Source organism: Streptomyces sp. NBC_00080 (assembly GCF_045041255.1).
In the GTDB taxonomy this organism is placed as follows: domain Bacteria; phylum Actinomycetota; class Actinomycetes; order Streptomycetales; family Streptomycetaceae; genus Streptomyces; species Streptomyces coriariae.
In genome coordinates this window covers 7,466,974-7,489,034 of record NZ_CP108235.1, presented here as the reverse complement: position 1 = coordinate 7,489,034, position 22,061 = coordinate 7,466,974, and the positions used below count along the sequence as shown (strand labels likewise).

Genomic DNA, 22,061 nt, shown 5'->3' with positions numbered 1-22,061 from the left:
AGCTTCGAAGGTGAGCAGCATGACCACCCTCCATCTCGAGCACTCCGCACACACCCACACGCACGGCCCGGACTGCGGGCACACCGAGGTGCGGCACGGCGGCCACGTCGACTACGTCCACGACGGGCATCTGCACCGTGCGCACGGCGGCCACTGGGACGAGTGCGAGCCGGGCGGGCACGTGACCCACGACGGGCACGAGCACCGGCACGGCGAGGACTGCGGGCACGCGCGCGTACGGCACGGCGACCATGTGGACTACCTGCACGACGGGCACCGGCACGCCGAGCACGAGGGCCACTGGGACGACCACTGACGCGTCCGAAGGACGACGGCCGGGCGGCCGGAACCGCCCCGACGACGGCTCCCCGGGTACTGCCCGGGGAGCCGTCGTCCTATCGTGGCCCCGATCACGTTGGGCGTGACCACTGGACGGCATACCGACCGGTCGGCATCATAGTGCGCATGCTGATTACCCGTCCCGTCCGCAGGAGCCGCGCATGAGCCCCGACCACCCGCCCGGACTCGATCTCGACCGGCTGCGCGCCCTGCTGGAGCGCGAACGTCCCGGCCTGGTCGACGGCCCCCTCACCGGCCGGCTGATCGAGGGCGGACGGTCCAACCTCACCTACGCGGTCTCCGACGGCACCGCTAAGTGGGTCGTGCGGCGCCCTCCGCTCGGGCACGTCCTGGCCACCGCGCACGACATGCGGCGCGAGCACCGGGTGATCAGCGCCCTGCACCCGACGAGCGTGCCGGTGCCGCGCCCGGTACTGCTGTGCGAGGACCCCGACAACGAAGCGGCGCCCGGAGCGCCCTTCTACGTCATGGAGTTCGTCGAGGGCACCCCCTACCGCACCGCCGACGAGCTCGCCCCGCTCGGCGAGCGGCGCACCCGGGACGCGATCCTGTCGCTGGCGGACACGCTGGTGGAACTGCACGCGGTGGACCCCGCCGCGGTGGGCCTGGCCGACTTCGGCCGCCCCGAGGGCTTCCTCGACCGGCAGCTGCGCCGCTGGGGCAAGCAACTGGACGCCTCGCGCAGTCGCGACCTGCCCGGGATCGACGAGCTGCACGCGGCGCTCGGCCGCGGGCTGCCGCACTCCCCCGCCCCGGCGGTCGTGCACGGCGACTACCGGCTCGACAACGTCCTGATCGGGACCGACGACACGATCCGGGCGATCCTCGACTGGGAGATGTCGACGCTCGGCGACCCGCTGACCGACCTCGGCCTGCTGGTGATGTACAGCGTGCCGCTGGAACTCCCGAACTCGCCCATCTCCACGACCGCCTCGGCACCCGGGCACCCGTCGCCCGCCGAGCTGGTCGAGCGGTACGCGACCCGCTCGGGGCGCGACGTCTCGGCGGTCTCCTGGTACACGGCGTTCGCCTGGTTCAAGCTCGCCGTGATCCTGGAGGGCATCCACTACCGGTACACGCTGGGCCAGACGGTCGGGCGCGGCTTCGACCGCATCGGGGAGCTCGTCCCCGTCTTCATCGAGCACGGACTGACCACTCTCCAGGAAGGCTGACCGGCATGGACTTCGCGTTCGACGCACGCACCGAGGAGCTCCGCGCCAGGCTGCTCGCCTTCATGGACGAGTACGTGTACCCGGCCGAACCCGTCGCCGAGGAACAGCGCGCGCTGCTCGCCTCGCCGTGGGACACCCCGGCCGTGGTCGAGGAGCTGAAGGAGCAGGCCCGCAGCCAGGGCCTGTGGAACCTGTTCCTCCCCGACGCCGAGCACGGCGCCGGTCTGACGAACCTCCAGTACGCGCCGCTGGCCGAGATCACCGGCCGTTCCCCGCAGTTGGCGCCGACGGCCCTGAACTGCGCCGCCCCGGACACCGGGAACATGGAGGTGCTCGCCCAGTTCGGTGACGAGCGGCAGCAGAAGCAGTGGCTGGAGCCGCTGCTGGCCGGGGAGATCCGCTCGGCGTTCGCGATGACCGAGCCGGAGGTGGCCTCCTCCGACGCCACCAACATCACCACGCTCATCCGGCGGGACGGCGACGAGTACGTCGTCACCGGGCGCAAGTGGTACATCTCCGGGGCGATGAACCCGGACTGCAAGATCTTCATCGTGATGGGCAAGACGGACCCGGACGGCGCCGACATCCGCCGTCAGCAGTCCATGGTGCTGGTGCCGCGCGACACACCCGGCGTCACCGTCAAGCGCGCCATGAAGGTGTTCGGCTACGAGGACCACTCCCACGGCGGCCACGCCGAGGTGGTCTTCGACCAGGCGCGGGTGCCGGTGACGAACCTGATCGGCGAGGAAGGCGGCGGCTTCGCCATCGCCCAGGCCCGGCTCGGCCCCGGCCGCATCCACCACTGCATGCGGCTGATCGGCATGGCGGAGCGGGCGATCGAGCTGATGTGCCGCCGGGCGGTCTCCCGCGACGCCTTCGGCAAGGCGCTGGCCCGGCAGGGCGTGGTGCAGAACTGGATCGCGGACGCGCGGGTCGCCGTCGAGCAACTGCGGCTGCTGGTCCTGAAGACGGCCTGGATGATGGACACCGTCGGCAACCGGGGCGCCCACACGGAGATCCAGGCCATCAAGATCGCGACGCCCCGCGCGGTGGTCGACATCCTCGACCGGGCGATCCAGCTGCACGGCGCGGGCGGTGTGAGCCAGGACTTCCCGCTGGCCGAGCTGTACGCGAGCGCCCGCACCCTGATGCTCGCCGACGGCCCGGACGAGGTCCACCAGCGGTCGCTGGCCCGACGGGAGCTGAAGAAGTACCTGTAGACGCACAGGTAAGGGGCGGGCGCCTTGGCGACCGCCCCTTACCTGTGTCCTTGTCCGCTCAGGGGCGCAGCGCCCGCAGCAGCAGATCCGCCAGATGGTCGGCGACCTCCTGGGGCCCCATGGAACCGTCCGGGCGGTACCAGGTCGACAGGTGGTGCACGGAGCCGAAGTGGTAGTCCACGACCAGGTCGGCCGGGGTCGCCGTGGAGAAGACGCCGGCCTCCTGGCCCTCCTCGACGAGGGCGCGGAAGCGTTCGTGGTAGCGCCGGCGCTCGGCCCGCACCTGCTTGTTCTTCTCGGGGCTCAGGTGATGCATCGAGCGGAAGAAGATCGACGCGTCGTCGAGGTTCTCGATCGTCGTGACGACGACGTCCGCCGCCGCGCCCCTCAGCCGCTTCTCGATCGGCTCGTCGGCGTTCGCGAAGGCGTCCAGCCGCTCCTGCTGCACGCGCAGCACGCGCGCGTACACCTCGTGCAGGAGGTCGTCCTTGGAGCCGAAGTAGTGGTACAGCGCACCCTTGGTGACGCCTGCCGCCTCGACGATCTCCTGCACCGAGGTCCGGTCGTAGCCCTGCTCGGCGAAGAGCCGGGTGGCGGCGGCAAGCAGCCGTTGCGGAACAGGGGCCTCTGCACCGTCCGTCGTCCTGGGCACTGCCGCCACCTGCCTTCCTCTATGCCGCATCGGCGAGCCGTACCGGCTGTCGTGCTGCTGACCTGACGCTGATTGTCACTGACTGTCCTGTGGACGGGAGCGCAGCTCCCGACGGAGGATCTTGCCACTCGCCGTCTTGGGCAGGTCGGGCAGGATCTCCACCTGGCGCGGATACTTGTACGCCGCCAGCCTGTCCTTGCAGTAGGTCGCGAGCGTATCGGCATCCGCGTCGGCGCCGGGACGCAGGCTGATGTACGCCTTGACGGTCTCGCCGCGATAGCCGTCCGGCACCCCGACGACGGCCGCCTCGCGCACCGCCGGGTGCGTGTACAGCACGTCCTCGACCTCGCGCGGCCACACCTTGAAGCCGGACGCGTTGATCATGTCCTTCTTGCGGTCCACGACGTACAGCCAGCCCTGTTCGTCCATGAAGCCGATGTCGCCGGTGCGCAGCTCGCCGTCGGGGAAGGTCTCGGCGGTGGCCTCGGGGCGGCGCCAGTACCCGGGGACCACCTGCGGACCCCGCACGACGATCTCGCCCTGCTCGCCGAAGGGCACCTCCGCGCCCTGCTCGTCGACGATACGGACGACCGTGTCGGGCCCGGGCACGCCGACGGCGAGGGTCCCGGAGGCCGGGTCGACCGGCGCCTCGTGCTGGGGCGGCACGGAGGCGCAGGGCGCGGTGCACTCGGTGAGTCCGTAGCCGTTGCGGATGTACGGCCCGAAACCCGCCCGGAACTTCTCCACCAGGGCGGGCGGCACCGGCGCGCCGCCGGAGGAGATGTTCACGAAGGACGCGAAGTGGTCGCGGGTGACGCCGGGGTGGGCCGCCAGCGCCATGAAGGCGGTGGACGGGCCCACCGTGTAGTGCGGCTTGTGCTCGGCGAACGCCTCCAGCACGACGCCCGCCTCGAAGCGGTACGTCAGGACGAGGGTCCCCGCGCTGTTCAGGCAGGCGCCGAGCTGACAGACCATGCCGGTGATGTGGAACAGCGGCGCGAGGGCGTAGTAGACGGGCGCCTCGGGCAGGCGCAGCCCGGTGCGCTGCCGCTCGGCGTTGACCATGATGTTGCGGTGGGTGTTGGTGGCGCCCTTGGGGGCGCCGCTCGTGCCCGAGGTGTAGCTGATCAGGGCGATGTCGGCGGGGGCGGCCTCGCGGCCCTCGGGGGCCTTGTGGCCGGCGCGGGCGACGGCGGTGAGATCGTCGGCGTCCGCCGCCTGCGGGAGCCGCTCGAAGGTCAGCACGCGCGCGTCGCCGCGGGTCTGGAAGTCCAGCTCGCAGCCCGTGAGCACGATCCGCACCGGCGAGTCGGCGACCGTCTCCCGCAGATACGACTCCCAGGCCCGGTCGGAGCAGATCAGCGCCGCCACCTCGCCGTCCCGCAGGACGTGGGCGACCTCGCCCGACTTGTACATCGGGTTGACGGGGACGACGGTCGCGCCCGCCTTCCAGGCGCCGAGCAGGGCGAGGACGAAGAGCGGGGAGTTCTGCAGCAGCACGGCGACCCGGTCACCGGGCTCCAGGCCACGGGCGGCGAGGTGACCGGCCACGGAGTCGCTGAGCTCGTCCACCTCGCGGTAGTTGAGCCGCCCGTCGAAATAGGCGAGACAGGTGCGGTCGGGGGCCTCGGCGACGGACCTGCGGAAGGCGTGCACGAGGGAGTCGGCCGGGTCGATCGGGGCGCGCTGGGCCTCGTCGAGGAGGGCCACCCAGGGCTTGGCCGCGTAACGGGAGGCGGACACGGTCATTCGGCGGTCTCCCACTTCTGCTGGAGGTGGTTCATGTTGGTCAGCCAGCGGTCGGGGTCCTGGGCCCGCACCTGGTAGTACCCGGCGACCTCGGGGTGCGGCAGGATCAGGAAGCGGTCCTCCGCGATGCCCTTGAACAGGGCGTCCGCCACGTCCTGCGGCTCGATCGCGGTCGGCTTGAGTACCAGGTCGCCCGCGCTGCCGGTGGCGTCCAGCATGTCGGTGCGCACGCCCTGGGGACAGATCGCGTGGACCTTGATCCCGCGGTGGCGGTAGGTCAGCGACAGCCACTCGGCGAAGGCGTACGCGCCGTGCTTGGTCACGCTGTACGGGGCGGCGCCGATCATCGTGAGCAGCCCGGCGGCGGACACGGTCGACACGAACCGGCCCCGGCCGCGCTCCAGCCAGTCCGGGAGCAGCGCGTGGGCCGCGCGGACATGGGCCATGACGTTGACGTCCCAGGCGAGCGCCCAGACGGCCTCCTCGGCCGACTCCGAGCCGCCCGAGGCCACTCCGGCGTTGGCGCAGTACACGTCGACCGTGCCGCCGAGCGCCTCCCGGGCCCGGTCGACGATCTCGGACGCGTCGCCGGGGACCGCGATCCCGCCGATCTCGTCGGCGACGGCGTGCGCCCGGTCCGCGTCCAGGTCGTTGACGACGACCCGGGCTCCCTCGGCGGCGAAGCGGCGGGCCAGCGCGGCCCCGATACCGCCTCCCGCTCCGGTCACGACCACTCCGGCATCCTGCACGGCTTCCACCATCGGTCTCCTTCGACGCGACTGCGGCACGAATCGGCTCTATCGCCAGACTAACCAGTCGGTATGTTGTGACGGAAGGGCTGCCCCGGATCGGCTCGGGCCCGTTCCGGTGGACAGGGCCGGATCGGCGCTTGTACGCATGAGCCGTGACGTATGGCCAATTGCCCCCGTTCGCAGGACGATACGCGCACTTGGCGCACCGCTCGGGGGACGAGGGGACCAGTCATGGCGGATCCGGCGATGAGCGTGACTCCCTACTGGGAGCTGATCTTCGACGCCGACGGGGACGCCGACGGCGCGCGGCGGGACCGGCTGCTGACCGGGGTGAAGCGGAGCGGTGTCCGTGACCTGATCGTCTTCGCGCACGGCTGGAACAGCGACCGCTCCGGCGCGACCCGGCTCTACAGCCGCTTCTTCGCCCCGATTCCCGCGCTGGCCCCGGCGGCGCGCATCGGCTACGTGGGCGTGGTGTGGCCGTCGATGCGGTTCTCGGACGAGCCGATCCCCGACCTGCCGCGCTCGGCGGCGGCCGAGGAGACCCGGCGCCCGGCCCTGGACGGGGACACCCGGCACGCGCTCCTCGAGACGTTCCCCGGCCGGGCCACGGTGGTCGACCGGATCGCACGGCTGCTGGAGCAGCGGCCGCCCGAGGAGGCCGAGCTGGAGGAGTTCGGCCGGCTGGTGCGGCTGCTGGTGGACGTGGTGCCGCCGGGACCGCAGGCTCTGTTCGGGGCGGACACGCTGGCGGAGGGTGTGCCGCAGGACGAGCCGGAGATGTTCGCCTGCCCGACGGCGGTGGCCTGCGAGCAGTTCGCGCGGGCCCTGTCCGGCCTCGACTCCGCACCGGGGGCCGGGGAGTTCGCGCTGCCCAACCCGTGGGACGGGGCGCACGAGTTGCTGCGGCAGGCGACGTACTACGCGATGAAGCGGCGCGCCGGGACGGTCGGGGAGCGTGGACTCGGGCCGCTCGTCGGGCGGTTGGCCACGACGGCGCCGGCCCTTCGGGTACATCTGGTGGGGCACAGCTTCGGCGGGCGGCTGGTGTCGTTCGCGCTGCGGGGGCTGCCGGACGGCGTGCGCACGGTGAAGTCCGTGACGCTGCTCCAAGGCGCCTTCTCGCACTACGCGTTCGCCCCGCGAGGGGTGCTCCAGGGCCAGCAGAACCGGATCGACGGCCCCCTGGTGTGCTGTTATTCACGGTTCGACCAGGCGCTGAGCACCATGTACCCGCTGGCCTCGCGGATGGCGGGCGACGCCCGGGGGCTCGTCGGGGAGGTGCTGGGAGCCAAGTGGGGCGCCCTGGGGCACGACGGGGTGCAGGCCGTGCCGGGCACGCACGCGCGCGTGCTGGCCGACGCGCTGTCCCGGCCCCTGCCGACGTCGGGGTGCGTGAACGTCGACGCGGCGGCGGTGGTCCGGCGTGGTGGGGCGCCGGCCGGGGCGCACAGTGACATCGTGCACCCCGAGCTGGCGCGGCTGGTGCTGGCGGCGGGCCGGATCCGCTAGGACGCGCCCCGCCACCGCAGGGGCCGACGGTGTGACATGACCACCGGTGGCACGTGGCTACCGGTGTGACGTGACTACCGGTGTGACGTGAACTCCACCACCTGCTGGAAGGTGGGCCGGTTCTGCCAGCCGATGTTGCCGTGCTTGATGCCGCCCAGGGTGCGCTGGACGATCGAGTCGGCGCACCACTGGTTGCCCGCCGCGCACAGGGTGTCGCCGGGGTAGACCTGGGCCGCGGTCTTGCCGGCCGCCGTCTTCAGCGTGCTGATGAGGATGTCCCGGCAGCTGCTGACGGTGCCGCTGCCGCAGTACTTCTGGGGCAGCGCGCCCTGCACCGACTCGCCGAGCACGGCCCGGATGTCCTTGTCGACATAGCTCCACCAGCCGTACTGGAAGGAGCTTCCGGCGTGCGCCCCGGTCGGGCCGTGGGCGGCCGACGGAGCCTCGTCGATCGGCAGGTTCGCGGTGAACGCCGTGTACAGGCCGGTGCCGAGGCCGGGTTCGAACTCGGCCTTCACCAGCAGCGGCCACCAGGCGTCCAGGATGCGGATCGCGTCGGCGTCGGCGTACGTCTTGGAGCCGGCCGACGTCTCCGTCCGCCTGCCGCCCGCCGTCAGCCAGGTCTGGAGCTTGGTCACCGCGGCCGCGGCCGTGGAGTCGGTGACCGTGGAGCTGTTGATCACCTTCAGCAGATCGGGCAGGACGTCCTCGGCGCGCAGGTCGGCGAGGGCGGCGTCCGCCATCGCCTTCGTCAGGGACGCGCGGGTGACGCCGCCGGCCGCGACCAGCTTCTTCACCCGGTCCTCCAGCAGGTTTCCGCGGTGCACGGAACCGTCGCCCCAGGACGCCGTCGAGTAGTCCTTGGCCTGCTTGTTGTTCCAGGAGACGTAGTAGTCCTGGTCGATGGAGTTGGGGTGCGCCGAGGCCGGTGTGTACGCGGCCGTGTTGGTGGCCGGCACCCAGCTCCTCCACTCGTACGCCGGCTGCGCCCACACCGGGAACTCGGCGTCGACGCCGCTCGCCCGTACCGGGTTGTCACCGCTGTTGTAGTACGCGGTGTGCGTGGAGTCGGCGTAGAACCAGTTGAAGGTGTAGTTGATGTGCTGCACCGCGCTCTGGAAGGTCTGCGGGCTCTTGACGTAGTCGGGGTCGTTCAGCATCTGGAAGCCGATGATCGAGTCGGCCTCGTGCATGAAGGACGAGCGCAGGGTCGTGTAGGCGACCTTCTTGCCACCCACGGTCGCCCGGTACTCCACGGGACCGTACTTGGTGCGGTACACGCGCATCGTGTACGAACCGGCGGCCGTCCCGTCGGCGGTGGTGGGCTTCCAGGCGTTCTTCTGCTCCACCACGTCCATGGCCGTGCAGGTGCCGTGGAAGAGGTAGTGGTAGTCGTCCTGGCAGAGTTCGACCGCGTAGGTGTCGATGATGTCCTGGCCGGAGGTCGTGGCGCTCCACGCGTAGTCCTGGCCGCGGCCCAGCTCGACGTACATGCTCAGACCCGCGAAGGAGGCACCGCGAGCGCTGATGCCCGGGCCCTGGATCTCCTGGAGCATGAGCAGCTGCGGGGCGAAGTAGCCGGTCTGCGGGCCGAAGACGGCGATCGGGTGGCCGCTCGCGGTGGCCTGGCCGCTGACGACGAGGGCGTTGGACATGCCGCGCCTGGCCGAGCTGAGGGCGGTCGCGGTCGCCGTGGCGGAGGTGGCGGTCGCCGTGGCGTCGCCGCCGGTGCCCGTGGCGTCGTAGATCAGCGGCTCCGAGGTCACCGAGCCGGTGTCGGGGAGTGCCGCGCCCTGCGGGCTCGCGGGCTTCGTGGCGTAGGGGAAGCTCTGGCCGTCGTGGACGGTGAGCACGGCCTCGGGGTCGTTGCGCTCGCGGAACGCCTCCCAGACCTGGGTGCCCTGCTCCACCCCGTACTTCTCCTGCGCGGCGAGCAGCGACACCGCGTTGTTGACCTCCCCGCCTCCGCCCGAGCCGAAGAGCGCGCCGATGACCGAGGCCAGCGCCACCAGGTCGGTGATCTTGAAGTGGTCGATGGTGCCCGCGTTGGTGATTGAGTCCTTGTGGCCGGTCAAGACGTATTCACCGGGGAAGTAGCGGCCGCTGTCGGAGGCGTCGATGTAGGCGTTGACGCCGGCCAGGTAGGCGTTGGCGTCGGCGAGTGCCTGCTGGCCGCGGGTGCCGTTGCCGGCCACCGCGTTGTCGATCTGGGCCTGGAGGTCTGCCTCGGTGTACGGAGCGTTGCGCCAGAACTGCTGTTCAAGACCCTGGTTGGAGGGGTCGCCGCCCGCGAAGGCGGTGAGCTGGCCACGGCCGACGTGCCGGAAGACGTCCATGAGCCACAGCCGGTCCTGGGCCGCCGCATACCCGGCGCCGAACTCGGTGCCGTATCTGGTCGTACCGGTGATGTGCGGCACACCCGTCTTCTTGTCGCGGACGATCGTGACGTCGCTGCGGCCCGCGGGACTCAGGGTGGAGGCGACTTGATCGGAAGCGACACCGAACGACGCGTCGTTGAAGAACGTGTTGATCGTGGCGTTCGTGAGCGTGGGGTAGCCCTTGGCCAGGTTGGCGTAGGGGCCGAGCTGGTCCTCGGCGTGTTCGGGCTGGGTGCCGAAGGCCTGGTTGAGGAGGATCTGCGCCAGGGTGGCGTTGCCGTTCTCGCCGGGCGGCAGGATGTCGGAACACTGGCCGCCGCAGTAGTCGTTCGCCGCCGTGACCTCGGCGGCTGCCGCCACTTGGGAAAGCGGCGACAAAAGACCGGCAATCAAGGCGCATACGGAGGCTGTCTTCAGGAACCCGGGGAATCTGCCGGGAGTTCTCAGTCTGTCGAGAGTGAAGCGGGGGGTTCGCCGTGGCATCGGCTGCTCCTAGCGACGGGGGGGTCTGCGGAAGGTTACCGCCGGTATCCCCGGGATTGAAGATGAACATGCGTCAAGTTTTCGACAGGTGGAGGTCCTCGGAAATCGGATGGAGCCGAATCGCATGTCGATACGTCTATTCGACGACGTCCGTACGACGACGCCGAAGTGACCGAAGTGCAGATGCAGATGTGACGGAGGTGCAAGGCGATGGCCGGATTCCGGAGTCTGGCGAGACAGGTGCGAGACCCCCGGTGCGATCTGGCACTGCGGCGGTACTCCCTGCGCAAGTGCCTTGAACGGTTCGCCCCCTACGGACACCGCGCGACCTGGGACCACCTGTGCTCCCGGGCCGGGTTCGGTCCGGAGGACCGCTCCCCCGATCCTGCGCGGCTCGTGGCCGCGTTGGACGAGTTGGAGGAGGCGCGGGCGGTGTGGCTGGCCTACGAGGTCGAGTTCGCCGAGCGCCGCAAGAAGGAGAAGCACGACGGGCTGCGCAGGCCCGGCACGGTGGACGACTGGCACCGGCTGACCTGGGGCGGATTCGGCGTCGCCTGGTGCGACGACCCGCGGCTCCACCCCCGTGAGCCGCTGGCCGACGTGCTGCGCAAGCTGATCGCCGCGCTGGAGCGTGCACCCGGTTCCGGCTGCCCGGTGTGCGGCGGCGAGCGGCTGCCGTGGAAGTACGACCTGGATCACGAACCGTCGGCCGGGCCGGTCTGCGCGGACTGCGGAATTCTCGTACCGCGCCCCGTGCTCACGCCCGAGGCCCTGGCGTACGCCAGGAGCGGACGACTGCTGGTGTCGGCCTGACACCGGCCCGAGTTCTGCCCAAGGTCGGCCCCCGGCCGGCCTGAGAGCACGGCGGGGGTGCGCCGGGGATGCCGCACCCCCGGTTTTTGCCGGTGCGGCCGACCGAGGCCGTTGTCAGGGGCGGGTGTCACCATCGGGGCATGGTGCAGGTCTGTCTCAACGGAGCGCGCGGCGCGGCGGACGGTGCGATCGTGCCGCTGACGCCCGAGGCGATGGCGGACGCCGCGGCCGAGGCCGTCGCGGCGGGGGCCACGGATGTCCATGTCCATCCCAAGACGCCGTGCGGCCGGGACACGATGTCGCCGCGGGTGGTCGCGGCGACCCTCGACGCGATCCGGGCGCGGGTGGCCGTACCGGTCGGCGTGACGACCGGCGCCTGGGCGCACCCGGACCCGGCGGCCCGGCTCACCCGGGTGCGCGACTGGACGGTGCTGCCCGACCACGCCTCCGTCAACTGGCACGAGCCGGGCGCGGAGGAGCTGGCCACCGCCCTTCTCGGGAGAGGTGTGGGCGTGGAGGCCGGCATCTGGTCCGGTACGGACGGCGCGGCCCGGTTCGCCCGCTCACCCCTCGGCCCGAAGGTGCTGCGGGTGCTCGCGGAGGTGACGGACACCGCCCCGGACACGGCCGAGGCGACCGCGCACGCTCTCCTGACCGACCTCGGCACCGCGTTCGGCCGTCCGATTCTGCTGCACGGGGAGGACGGCGGCGCGTGGCCGGTACTGCGGCTGGCGGCGCGGCTGGGCCTGCCGACCCGAGTGGGCCTGGAGGACACACTGACCCTCCCGAGCGGCGAACGGGCCCTGTCCAACGCCCAGTTGGTGACGGAGGCGCTGGCCCGGCACGGGTGAGTCCACCGATCGGAGGAGGGACGCTACCAGCCGATATTCGGTCGCTCCACCCCTTTCCTGCGGGGAGAGTTGAGGAGATGAAACCCAACCGAGCCATGCCCCGCAGGACTTGAAGGAGCCCTCATGTCGACGCTGCGCGTCACCGCCGAAGTGCTGACCGTCCACGAACACCCCAACGCCGACGCCCTCGAACTGGCGCAGGTCGGCCTGTACCGGGCCGTCGTCGCCAAGGGCGCGTACCGCACCGGCGAGGCCGCCCTGTACATCCCCGAGCAGTCGGTGCTCCCCACCGGGCTCGTCGAGGAACTCGGGCTGACCGGGCGGCTGGCGGGCAGCGGGTCGGACCGGGTGAAGGCGGTGCGGCTGCGGGGCGAGCTGTCTCAGGGGATCGTGTGCCGGCCCGAGGCGCTGGCGGACGTCGACCTGGCGCTGGCCGCCGCGGAGGGCACGGACTTCGCGGAGCGGCTGGGCATCGTCAAGTGGGTGCCGCCCATCCCGCCGACCATGAGCGGCGACGTCGAGGCGGCGCCGGATCTGCTGTCCTGGGTCGACATCGAGAACATCCAGCGCTACCCCGGCATCTTCGAGCCCGGCGAGCCGGTGATCCTGACCGAGAAACTGCACGGCTCGGCATGTCTGCTGACCTATGTCGCCGACGACGAGCGGGTGTACGTCTCCTCGAAGGGATTCGGCTCGAAGTCCCTCGCCCTGACGGAGGATCCGAGGAACCTGTACTGGCGGGCCGTTCGCGGCCATGGCGTCCCCGAGGCGGCGGCCCGTCTCGCCGACCGGCTGGGCGCGCGCCGGATCGGTGTCTTCGCCGAGGTGTACGGAGCGGGTGTGCAGGACCTGTCGTACGGCGCGGACGGCCGGCGCGACACCCTCGGGTACGCGGTGTTCGACGTGTCCGCCGAGATCGACGGCGTGGTGCGCTGGCTGGACGCGGCGGAGCTGCTGGACGGCGAACTGCCTCTCGTCCCCCGCCTGTTCGAGGGCCCGTACGACAGCGAGCGGGTCCTGGAGATCGCGACCGGCCGCGAGACGGTGTCCGGACGCGGGCTGCACCTGCGCGAGGGCGTGGTGATCCGGCCGGCCGTCGAGCGGTACAGCCCGGTGACGGGGGGACGGGCGATCGCCAAGGCGGTGAGCGGCGCGTATCTGACCCGCAAGGGCGGAACCGAGTACGAGTGAGGAACCGGGTGGGTGTGCGGGGGGGGGTGGCGGCGCGCGGGCGGGCGGGGGTGAGGGGGTGCTCCTGACGCACCGGACGCACCGGAGGCGCAGGGAGGCCGCGCGGCTCCGCTCAGCAGCAGCCTGCCGCCTTCTCCTCCTCCCGCCGCCCCTCCTCCCGCTGCTCCCCCGCCCGCTGCTCCCCCGGCCCCTGCTCGACCGTCTTCCTCTCGCCCGCCCTCTTCTCCACCAGCAGCCGTGAGCCGGAACCCCGTTCGCCGGAGGCGTCGTCCGGGTTGGACAGGACGCAGGTGGCGAGGGACAGACAGCCGCAGCCAATGCAGTCGGTGAGGTGGTCGCGGAGCCGGTTGAGCTGCTTGATGCGTTCGTCCAGCTCCGCGCGCCATGCCGCCGAGAGACGGGCCCAGTCCTCTCGGTTCGGGGTGCGTTCCTCGGGGAGTTCGGCGAGGGCCTCACGGATCGTGGCCAGCGGGATGCCGACGCGTTGCGCCGCGCGGACGAAGGCGACGCGACGCAGCGTGTCGCGGTGGTAGCGGCGCTGGTTGCCCGCCGTACGACGGCTGCTGATCAGCCCCTTCGTCTCGTAGAAGTGCAGGGCGGAGACGGCGGCGCCGCTGCGCGCGGCGAGCTGGCCGACCGTGAGCTCGTGGATCTTCTCGGGAATCTGGGGCACCCCTGGAAGCCTACCGATCGCCTCGTCCGCGGGTCCGTTGACATCGGACCGGCACCCGACCATGCTAAGCAGTCGCTTAGACCTATGGCACGGTGACATGGGCAGCTGATGACGCGAGAGGGCCGCAGACATGGCAGAGCCGAGGATCTTCACGTCCGCAGACGACCTGAAGGCGGCGGTGGGCGAGCAGTTGGGGTACACCGACTGGCTGGAGGTCGACCAGAAGCGGATCGACCTCTTCGCGGAGGCCACCGGAGACCACCAGTGGATCCATGTCGACCCCGAGAAGGCCGCCGCGGGCCCCTTCGGCACCACCATCGCGCACGGCTATCTCACGCTCTCCCTGCTGCCGCTCTTCGGCCCGCAGCTGATCAAGGTCGAGAACGTGAAGATGGGCGTCAACTACGGGACGAACAAGGTCCGCTTCCCCGCCCCGGTACCCGTCGGCTCACGCGTGCGCGCCACCGCGACGATCACCGGCGTCGAGGACGTCACCGGCGGCGTCCAGGTGGCCGTCGCCTTCACCGTGGAGCGCGAGGGCGGGGACAAGCCCGTGTGCGTGGCGGAGTCGGTGTCCCGCTACTACCTCTAGGCGCCACCCCCGCCGGGCGCTACTTCGCCGCGCCCACCATCCGCAGCACGAGGTCGGCGTACAGCGCGCCGACCTCGTCGGGTGTGCGGGGGCCGTCCACGTTGAACCAGCGGGCCACGTCGATGCAGAGGGACAGCACGGCGAGGGTCGTACCGTGCACGTCCAGCACGGCGAACTCGCCGCTCGCCACGCCGTCCTCGATGATCCCGCGCACCTCGGCGTCGACCTGCCGGCGCAGGTCGAGGATCTCGGCGCGGGCGTCGGGACCGAGCGCGTCCAGTTCGTACTGGACGACCCGTGCCGTCGTGCGCCGCCCGGCGTGCCAGCGGACGAAGGAGCTCACGGCGTCCGCGAGGCGCCCGGTGGCGTCGCCCTCGCCGGCGGCCGCCGTGCGCAGAATGCCCAGCGCGCGGTCGTGGCCGATCCGGCTGATGCGGTGGAGCAGCTCTTCCTTGGTCTTGTAGTGGATGTACAGGGCGGCCGGGCTCATACCCGCGCGGCCCGCGATGTCGCGGGTCGTCGTCGCGTGGTAGCCGCGCTCGGCGAAGGCCTCCACGGCCGCGACCAGCAGTCGCCGGGCCGCGTCAGGGGTGACCTCTTCCCACGGCTCGATCTCGCCGCCGGCCGTCTCCTCCGCCGTAGTCATCGCTCGTTCGCCCCTCTCGGTACAGGAGCTACACCATACCGCCGAAGGTGAGCGGCCGCTTAGCGTGCCTGCTCAGATCTTCTCGAAGGGGTCGTGGTCGGCGAGGAGCTTCTCCAGACGGGCCTGGTCCACCCGGCTCACGATCTGCCCGGCCTCCTGGCGGTCCCGGATCACCTTCGCCAGCGTAAAGGCGGAGGTCACCAGGTACAGGACGGCGATCGCCAGGAAGCCGCGCACCCAGGCGTCGGTGTGGAGGTTGTAGATGCCGATGGCGGTGGCCGCGATGGCGATGCCGAAGGAAGCGACGGCCTGTCCGTAGAACGCCGCCGTGCTCTGCTGCTTGACCGGTGTGTCACTCATGGGGACAAGCTTCGGCGCGGGGGGCCGGCGCCACATCCGCGCACCTACTCAGACACGTACTCAGGCGCTCCGGATCAGAACGCCGAAACCCCCGTCAGCGCCCGCCCGATGAGCAGTTTCTGGATCTGGCTGGTGCCCTCGTAGAGGGTCATCACGCGGGCGTCGCGCAGGAGCTTGCCCACCGGGTACTCGTCGATGTAGCCGTAGCCGCCGAAGACCTGGACGGCGTTGTTGGCGGCTCGGACGGCGGCCTCCGAGGCGAAGAGCTTGGCCTTGGAGGACTCGGTGGCGAACGGCAGGCCCCGGTCGATCAGGTCGGCGACCCGCCAGGTCAGCAGCCGGGCCGCGTCCACGTCGACCGCGATGTCGCTGATCAGTTCCTGGACCAGCTGGTGGTGGGCGATGGGTTTACCGAACTGCTCGCGCTCGCCCGCGTACCGCACCGCCGCGTCCAGGGCGGCCTGCGCGATGCCCACACAGCCGGCCGCGACCGACATGCGGCCCTTGGCCAGCGCCGACATCGCGACGGAGAAACCCTTGCCCTCGGGCGCCAGCATCGCGGAGGCGGGGACCCGGACGTCGTCCAGGACGAGTTCGGCGGTCGCCTGGCCGCGCAGGCCGAGCTTGCCGTGGATCGCGCGGCGGCTCAGGCCCGGGGTGTCGGTGGGGACGAGGAACGCGGAGACGCCCTTGTGGCCGGGCGCGTCGGTGGAGCGGGCGAAGAGCAGGACCACGTCGGCCCAGGTGCCGTTCGTGATGAACATCTTGGTGCCGTTGATGACGTAGGAGTCGCCGTCGCGGACCGCGCGGGTGCCGAGGTTGCCGGCGTCCGAGCCGGTGCCGGGCTCGGTGAGGCCGAAGCAGCCGACGTACTCGCCGGACGTCAGGCCCGGCAGCCAGCGCCGCTTCTGCTCCTCACTCCCCCAGGCCGCGACGGTCTTCGCGACCAGCCCGAGGGAGACGGACACGATCCCGCGCACGGACGAGTCCCCGCGGCCCAGCTCCTCCGTGACCAGGCAGTACGCGAGGTGGTCGCCGCCCGAGCCGCCGTACTCCTCGTCGATCGTCAGGCCGAGGAAGCCGACCTCGCCGAGCTTCTTGACCAGGGACCGGTCGATGTCCTCGGCGCGGTCCCAGGCGACGACATGCGGGGCGACCTCGCGGTCCACGAAGTCCTTGGCGAGCCGCCGGACGGCCTCCTGCTCCTCGCTGAGCTCCAGATTCACCACGAGATCACCTCACAGAGGAAGGCCTTCAGGACCGCTTCACGATGGCCACTTAAATTAGCAGTGCTAGTTTTCGTTCCGCAGCCCTACTATGTGCGCCATGGCCCGACCGCGCAAGCCCCTTCTCAGCACCGACCGGATCGTCGAGACCGCACGGACGCTCGTGGACGCGGAGGGCCTGCCGGCCGTCTCCACGCGCCGGCTCGCCGCCGAGCTGGGGGTGAGCGGACCCTCGCTGTACAACCACTTCCGCACGAAGGACGAGATCCTGGAGGCCGTCGCCGACTCGGTGAGCGCACAGGTCGACCTGTCGATGTTCGAGGACGGCCGGGAGTGGCGGACCGCGCTGCGCGACTGGGCGGTCTCCTACCGCGCCGCCCTGCGCGACCACCCGAACATCGTCCCGGTGCTCGCCCAGGGCCCCGGCCGCCGGCCGGCCGGGCTGCGGCTCGCCGACGCGGTGTACGGCGCGATGGTCCGCGCCGGATGGCCGCCCGCCCAGGCCACCTCCATCGGCGCGCTGATGCGGTACTTCGTCATGGGCTCCGCGCTCGGCTCGTTCGCCGGCGGCTTCGTCGACGACGTGAGCGCCTACGACCCCGCCGACTACCCGCACCTCGGACAGGCCCACCTCCTCGCCGAGCAGCAGGAGAAGATCGACGACCGGGCGTTCGAGACCGGGCTGACGGCACTGCTGGACGGGCTCTCCAGGCAGTTCGAGCAGCTGCGCTAGCACGGTTCGGCGGTCGCCGAAGTGTCCGTCGCGCATGCTGGGAGACGTGAGCATCACGGGCACCGGGAACCACAGGGACGTACGGGCGCCGGGGCTGGCCGCACTGGCCGGGCTCCTCGCCGACGAGACGCGGGCGGTCTGTCTGCTGGCGCTGCTCGACGGGCGGGCGTGGACCGCCGGTGAGCTGGCCCGGCACGCGGGCGTGGCCCCGTCGACGCTGAGCGAGCACCTGGGCAAGCTGGTCGCGGGCGGGCTGCTGGCCGAGGAACGGCAGGGGCGGCACCGGTACGTACGGCTCGCCGACACCCGGGTCGCCCAGCTCGTGGAGGACCTGGCCGTCCAGGTCGCCCCGCACCCCGCCCACCGGCCGCGCACCCTGCGGGCCGCTAGCGCCGGATCGGCGATGGCCCGGGGCCGGACCTGCTACGACCACCTCGCCGGCCGGCTCGGCATCGCCGTCACCGACGCGCTCACCGCCCACGGGCTGCTGAGCGCGGTGAGCGGGCCGGGGGGACGGACCGACGGGGCGGAGGCGGGACCGGCGGCGAGCGGACCGGCTGCACCGGCGTCATCGGCGGGCTGGCCGACGTCATCGGCGTCATCGGGGGCCAGGGAGCGGGCCACCGGGTTCCTGTTGACCGAGGCCGGACTGCGGTGGTTCGCGGGCAGTGGCATCGCGCTCGACCGCGCGACCCGCCGGCCGCTCGCCCGCGCCTGCCTCGACTGGACCGAGCGCCGCCCGCATCTGGCGGGCGCGGCGGGCGCGGCCCTGTGCCGGCACGCCCTCGACGCGGGATGGTGCGTGCGGATCGGCACCGAGCGGGCCGTGAAGGTGACGGCGGCGGGCGAACAGGCGCTGGCCGAGCTGCTGGGCATAGAGGCGGAGACGCTGCGCTGACCCGCACGCGGTGACCCACACGCGGTGACCCGGACTCGCAGCCCCTGGAGCCCCGGTCTCTCGGCCTCTCGATCACTCGTCCGAAATCCGCGAGCTTTCGGCCCGCGACTCTTCCTAGCCTGAGGAGCATGATGAACAGCCCCCGGCGTACCGAACGCCGTACCGAGTTGCTCGCCGCCGGTGCGGCCGCCGTGACCGTCGTGCTGTGGGCCTCGGCCTTCGTGTCGATCCGCAGTGCGGGCGACGCGTACTCGCCGGGGGCGCTGGCGCTCGGGCGGCTCGTCTCCGGGGCGCTGGTGCTGGGGGTCATCTGCGCCGTGCGGCGGGCGGGGTGGCCGCCGAGGGCCGCCTGGCGCGGGATCGCCGTGTCGGGCGTGCTGTGGTTCGGCTTCTACATGGTGGTGCTCAACTGGGGTGAGCAGCAGGTGGACGCGGGGACGGCGGCGCTGGTGGTGAACATCGGGCCGATCCTCATCGCCCTGCTCGGCGCACGGCTGCTCGGGGACGTGATGCCGCCGCGGCTGCTGGCGGGGATGGCCGTGTCGTTCGCGGGCGCGGTCGCGGTGGGGCTGTCGATGTCGGGCGAGGGCGGATCGTCGGTGCTCGGGGTGGTGCTGTGTCTGCTCGCCGCCTTCGGTTACGCGGGCGGGGTCGTCGCACAGAAGCCCGCCCTGGGCCGGGCGACCGCGCTCCAGGTGACGACGTTCGGATGTGTCATCGGGACGGTGGTGTGTCTGCCGTTCGCGGGGCAGCTGGTCCACGAGGCGGCCGACGCCCCGGTCTCCGCGACGCTCAACATGGTCTACCTGGGCGTCTTCCCGACCGCGCTCGCCTTCACCACGTGGGCGTACGCGCTGGCCCGGACGACCGCGAGCCGCATGGGCGCGACCACGTACGCCGTGCCCGCACTGGTCGTCCTGATGTCGTGGCTGGCGCTGGGCGAGGTGCCGGGGCTGCTCACCCTGGCCGGTGGGCTGCTGTGCCTGGCGGGTGTGGCCGTGTCGCGGTCGAGGCCGCGTGCGCCGCGCACCCCGTCGGCGCAGGAGCCGGAGGTGACGCGGGGGGCGGAAGCGGCGCAGGGGGCGGAGGCGGGGCAGGACGTTCCGGCGCCGGGGGCCGACCGGGAGATCGGCCCCCGGACGGGCTGAGAGCGCCGGAGCGAGCCGACGGCGTCGGCGCGAGGGTGCCGGAGTAGGCCGAGGGCGCCGGAGCGGGGCCCGTCAGAACATCACCAGCGCCCGCCCTCCCTTGCCCGCCAGCATGTTGTCGAAGGCCCCCGGGATGTCCTCCAGGGCGATGCGCTCCGTCACCAGGGCGCTCAGGTCGAGGCGGCCCGCCCGGACGTGGTCGGCGAGGACCGGGAGGTCCTTCGCCGGGTCGCAGTTGCCGTAGACGCAGCCGGCGAGGGTGCGGCCCCAGTGGAAGATCTCCAGGGCGTTGAAGGTGACCTGCTGGTCCTTGCCGCCGATGCCGACGACCGTGGTGCGGCCGCCGCGCCGGGTCGACTCCCAGGCCGTCCGGATGGTGACCGCGCGGCCCACGCACTCGACGGCCACGTCGACCCCCTGCTTGCCGGTGAGGGCGCGGATCTCGCGGGCGGTCCGCTCGGAGGCGACCACGTACTCCGTGGCGCCCGCCGCCCGGGCCAGCTCCTCCTTCTCCGGGGAGACGTCGACGGCGACGATCGTCGAGGCGCCGGCGATCCGGGCCGCCTGGAGGGTGGCGAGGCCGACCCCGCCGACGCCGAAGACGGCGACCGTCTCGCCGGGGCGGACCCGGGCGGAGTGGTGGATCGCGCCGTAGCCGGTGAGGACGGCGCAGCCGAGGAGGGCCGCGTCGGCGAGCGGGATGCCGTCCGGCAGGGGCAGCACACAGGAGGCCGGGACGACGGTCTCCTCGGCGAAGGCGGCGACGTTCAGCCCGGGGTGGAGGTCGGTGCCGTCCGTCGTGCGGGCGTACACCTCCGCGGCCCCGTTGAGGGCGTTCACGCACAGCCACACCTCGCCGAGCGTGCAGGGGTGGCAACTACCGCAGGAAGGAGCCCAGTTGAGGATGACACCGGCGCCGGGCGCCAGGTGTTCGACGCCCTCCCCGACGGCGACGACCGTGCCCGCGCCCTCGTGGCCCAGGACCGCGGGGAGCGGCAGCCGCATGGTGCCGTCGGACAGGGACAGGTCGGAGTGACAGACCCCGGCGGCGGCGAGCCGGACGCGGACCCGGCCGGGGCCGGGGTCCGGAAGGACGATCTCCCTGATCTCCAAGGGAGCACCGATGGCGGGGAGTACGGCGGCGCGGACAGCCATGTTCGGTTGACTCCCTTAGAACTGGAGGGACTTGGTCTGGAGGTACTCGGCGAGGCCGTGCGCGCCGAGCTCGCGGCCGACGCCCGACTGCTTGTAGCCGCCGAACGGCGCGAGCGGGTTGAAGCGGCCGCCGTTGATGTCGACCTGACCGGTCTCCATCCGGCGCGCGAAGGCCACCGCCTCCGCCTCGTCACCGGCCCAGACGGCACCCGCGAGCCCGTAGACCGTGCCGTTGGCGATCCGCAGGGCGTCCTCCTCGTCCTCGTAGCGCAGGACGGACAGGACGGGGCCGAAGATCTCCTCCTGGGCGATGGCCATGCCGGGGGTGACGTCGGCGAAGACCGTGGGGCTGACGAAGTAACCCAGCTCGCGCGGGGACTCGGGGCCGCCCGCGACCAGCCGCGCGCCCTCGGCGACGCCCTTCTCGATGTACCCGCGCACCCGGTCCCGCTGTGCGGCGTTGACGACGGGGCCGATGCGGTCGGCGTACTTGGCGGCCGCCGCCGCGGCGAGCTCGACCGCCTCGTCGTACCGGTCGCGGTGGACGAGCATCCGGGTCCAGGCGCTGCACGTCTGGCCGGAGTTGGACATCACGTTGGCGACGCCGACGTTGACCGCGCGGGCGAGGTCGGCGCTCGGCAGGATGACGTTGGCGGACTTGCCGCCGAGTTCCAGGGCGACCTTCTTCACGGCCGCGCCCGCCGTCGCCGCGATCCGCCTGCCCACGGCCGTGGAACCGGTGAAGGACACCAGGTCGACGCCGGGATGCTCGACCAGGGCCTGGCCGGCGACCGGGCCGAGGCCGGTGACGAGGTTGAGGACGCCGGCCGGGACGCCCGCCTCGTGGACCGCCTCGGCGAAGAGCTGGGCGGTCAGCGGGGTGTCCTCGGCGGGCTTCAGGACCACCGTGCAGCCCGCAGCGAGGGCCGGGGCGACCTTGGCGACGATCTGGTGCAGCGGGTAGTTCCAGGGGGTGATGGCGCCGACCACGCCGATCGGCTCCTGGAACACGGTCGAGTTGCCGACCTTCTCCTCGAAGGGGTGGGTCGCGGCCAGCTCGGCGTAGGAGCCCGCGACCGCGATCGGCACCGCCGCGTGGACGGCCTGGGAGAAGGCCAGGGGCGAGCCGAGTTCGGCGGTGACCGTCTCGGCGATCTCGTCCTTGCGGGCCGCCAGGACGTCCCGGAGCGCGGTCAGCCGGGCCGCGCGCCCGGCGGGCGGGGTCGCGGCCCAGCCCGGCAGGGCTGCGCGGGCCGCCCGTACGGCGGTGTCGACGTCCACGGCGTCGCCCGCCGGGACCCGGGCGATCACCTGCTCTCCCACCGGGTCGACGACCTCGATCACATCCCGGCCCGCGGCCGGGCGCCAGGCGCCGTCGAGATAGATGCCGTCATGTGCCTTCATCGCGTTCCCTTCGGGCGGGCGTCGTCGTCCGCGACCTAAACTAGCGCTGTTAGTTTTCTGGCACCAGGGGACGACGGGTGAAGGACTCGGAAC

General features: G+C 72.0%; 21 protein-coding genes. 11 read left to right on the top strand and 10 right to left on the bottom strand.

The window, feature by feature from the left end; translation table 11 throughout:
• Positions 1–19: 19 nt before the first annotated feature.
• The 3 genes from OHU34_RS33410 (at position 20) to OHU34_RS33400 (ending at position 2,752) form a co-directional block, all read left to right on the top strand.
• Complete coding sequence (locus OHU34_RS33410; protein WP_405769861.1) at positions 20–316, top strand: hypothetical protein; 297 nt, start codon at positions 20–22, stop codon at positions 314–316.
• A 184-nt stretch (positions 317–500) separates the two neighbouring features.
• On the top strand, positions 501–1,532 hold the full coding sequence (locus OHU34_RS33405; protein WP_405769858.1) for a phosphotransferase family protein: 1,032 nt from the start codon (positions 501–503) through the stop codon (positions 1,530–1,532).
• Positions 1,533–1,537: 5 nt separating this feature from the next.
• Positions 1,538–2,752, top strand: a complete 1,215-nt coding sequence (locus OHU34_RS33400; protein ID WP_142269533.1) for an acyl-CoA dehydrogenase family protein — start codon at positions 1,538–1,540, stop codon at positions 2,750–2,752.
• 58 nt (positions 2,753–2,810) lie between these two features.
• Here the strand turns inward: OHU34_RS33400 and OHU34_RS33395 are convergent, their stop codons facing one another.
• The 3 genes from OHU34_RS33395 to OHU34_RS33385 all read right to left on the bottom strand — a co-directional run bounded on the left by OHU34_RS33395 (position 2,811) and on the right by OHU34_RS33385 (position 5,914).
• The gene (locus OHU34_RS33395) at positions 2,811–3,404 is read right to left on the bottom strand and encodes a TetR/AcrR family transcriptional regulator (RefSeq protein ID WP_020128252.1); all 594 of its coding nucleotides are present in this window, start codon (positions 3,402–3,404) and stop codon (positions 2,811–2,813) included.
• A gap of 75 nt (positions 3,405–3,479) precedes the next feature.
• Positions 3,480–5,153, bottom strand: a complete 1,674-nt coding sequence (locus OHU34_RS33390) for a class I adenylate-forming enzyme family protein (protein WP_235034721.1) — start codon at positions 5,151–5,153, stop codon at positions 3,480–3,482.
• Positions 5,150–5,914 carry an SDR family oxidoreductase gene (locus OHU34_RS33385; RefSeq protein ID WP_020128250.1) on the bottom strand — a complete coding sequence of 255 codons (765 nt, stop codon included), beginning with the start codon at positions 5,912–5,914 and terminating at the stop codon, positions 5,150–5,152. Before OHU34_RS33385 ends, OHU34_RS33390 begins: the two co-directional genes overlap by 4 nt.
• A gap of 222 nt (positions 5,915–6,136) precedes the next feature.
• On the opposite strand from OHU34_RS33385, the gene OHU34_RS33380 reads away from it, so the two are divergent.
• A complete protein-coding gene (locus OHU34_RS33380; RefSeq protein ID WP_405769853.1) occupies positions 6,137–7,417 on the top strand; it encodes a serine-threonine protein kinase in 1,281 nt (426 codons plus the stop codon).
• A 74-nt stretch (positions 7,418–7,491) separates the two neighbouring features.
• Here the strand turns inward: OHU34_RS33380 and OHU34_RS33375 are convergent, their stop codons facing one another.
• Positions 7,492–10,278, bottom strand: a complete 2,787-nt coding sequence (locus tag OHU34_RS33375) for a penicillin acylase family protein (protein WP_405769851.1) — start codon at positions 10,276–10,278, stop codon at positions 7,492–7,494.
• Positions 10,279–10,488: 210 nt separating this feature from the next.
• Here OHU34_RS33375 and OHU34_RS33370 point away from each other — a divergent pair, with 210 nt between their 5' ends.
• The 3 genes from OHU34_RS33370 (at position 10,489) to OHU34_RS33360 (ending at position 13,133) form a co-directional block, all read left to right on the top strand.
• On the top strand, positions 10,489–11,091 hold the full coding sequence (locus tag OHU34_RS33370; RefSeq protein WP_020128247.1) for a hypothetical protein: 603 nt from the start codon (positions 10,489–10,491) through the stop codon (positions 11,089–11,091).
• A 140-nt stretch (positions 11,092–11,231) separates the two neighbouring features.
• Positions 11,232–11,942, top strand: coding sequence for a 3-keto-5-aminohexanoate cleavage protein (locus OHU34_RS33365; protein ID WP_230196367.1), 711 nt, complete (start codon positions 11,232–11,234; stop codon positions 11,940–11,942).
• A gap of 123 nt (positions 11,943–12,065) precedes the next feature.
• Positions 12,066–13,133 (top strand): RNA ligase (ATP), encoded by a 1,068-nt coding sequence (locus OHU34_RS33360; RefSeq protein ID WP_142269537.1) that lies wholly within the window; start codon positions 12,066–12,068, stop codon positions 13,131–13,133.
• Between the two features lie 112 nt (positions 13,134–13,245).
• Here the strand turns inward: OHU34_RS33360 and soxR are convergent, their stop codons facing one another.
• Positions 13,246–13,806 (bottom strand): redox-sensitive transcriptional activator SoxR, encoded by a 561-nt coding sequence (gene soxR, locus OHU34_RS33355; protein WP_230196366.1) that lies wholly within the window; start codon positions 13,804–13,806, stop codon positions 13,246–13,248.
• 130 nt (positions 13,807–13,936) lie between these two features.
• On the opposite strand from soxR, the gene OHU34_RS33350 reads away from it, so the two are divergent.
• Positions 13,937–14,398: a MaoC family dehydratase gene (locus tag OHU34_RS33350; RefSeq protein ID WP_142269539.1), complete on the top strand. Its 462-nt coding sequence runs from the start codon at positions 13,937–13,939 to the stop codon at positions 14,396–14,398.
• A gap of 19 nt (positions 14,399–14,417) precedes the next feature.
• Here the strand turns inward: OHU34_RS33350 and OHU34_RS33345 are convergent, their stop codons facing one another.
• The 3 genes from OHU34_RS33345 to OHU34_RS33335 form a co-directional block, all read right to left on the bottom strand.
• On the bottom strand, positions 14,418–15,044 hold the full coding sequence (locus OHU34_RS33345; protein ID WP_142269540.1) for a TetR/AcrR family transcriptional regulator: 627 nt from the start codon (positions 15,042–15,044) through the stop codon (positions 14,418–14,420).
• 72 nt (positions 15,045–15,116) lie between these two features.
• Positions 15,117–15,404: a YiaA/YiaB family inner membrane protein gene (locus OHU34_RS33340; protein ID WP_020128241.1), complete on the bottom strand. Its 288-nt coding sequence runs from the start codon at positions 15,402–15,404 to the stop codon at positions 15,117–15,119.
• A gap of 74 nt (positions 15,405–15,478) precedes the next feature.
• The gene (locus tag OHU34_RS33335) at positions 15,479–16,630 is read right to left on the bottom strand and encodes an acyl-CoA dehydrogenase family protein (RefSeq protein WP_142269975.1); all 1,152 of its coding nucleotides are present in this window, start codon (positions 16,628–16,630) and stop codon (positions 15,479–15,481) included.
• Between the two features lie 91 nt (positions 16,631–16,721).
• On the opposite strand from OHU34_RS33335, the gene OHU34_RS33330 reads away from it, so the two are divergent.
• The 3 genes from OHU34_RS33330 (at position 16,722) to OHU34_RS33320 (ending at position 19,409) form a co-directional block, all read left to right on the top strand.
• Positions 16,722–17,363, top strand: coding sequence for a TetR/AcrR family transcriptional regulator (locus OHU34_RS33330; protein WP_200840055.1), 642 nt, complete (start codon positions 16,722–16,724; stop codon positions 17,361–17,363).
• Positions 17,364–17,397: 34 nt separating this feature from the next.
• Positions 17,398–18,261, top strand: a complete 864-nt coding sequence (locus OHU34_RS33325; RefSeq protein ID WP_405769843.1) for an ArsR/SmtB family transcription factor — start codon at positions 17,398–17,400, stop codon at positions 18,259–18,261.
• A 128-nt stretch (positions 18,262–18,389) separates the two neighbouring features.
• The gene (locus tag OHU34_RS33320; protein ID WP_405769840.1) at positions 18,390–19,409 is read left to right on the top strand and encodes a DMT family transporter; all 1,020 of its coding nucleotides are present in this window, start codon (positions 18,390–18,392) and stop codon (positions 19,407–19,409) included.
• A 72-nt stretch (positions 19,410–19,481) separates the two neighbouring features.
• Here OHU34_RS33320 and OHU34_RS33315 read toward each other — a convergent pair whose 3' ends face one another.
• Positions 19,482–20,564, bottom strand: a complete 1,083-nt coding sequence (locus OHU34_RS33315) for a Zn-dependent alcohol dehydrogenase (protein WP_405769837.1) — start codon at positions 20,562–20,564, stop codon at positions 19,482–19,484.
• A 15-nt stretch (positions 20,565–20,579) separates the two neighbouring features.
• Positions 20,580–21,968, bottom strand: coding sequence for an aldehyde dehydrogenase family protein (locus tag OHU34_RS33310; protein WP_142269544.1), 1,389 nt, complete (start codon positions 21,966–21,968; stop codon positions 20,580–20,582).
• Between the last annotated feature and the right edge of the window lie 93 nt (positions 21,969–22,061).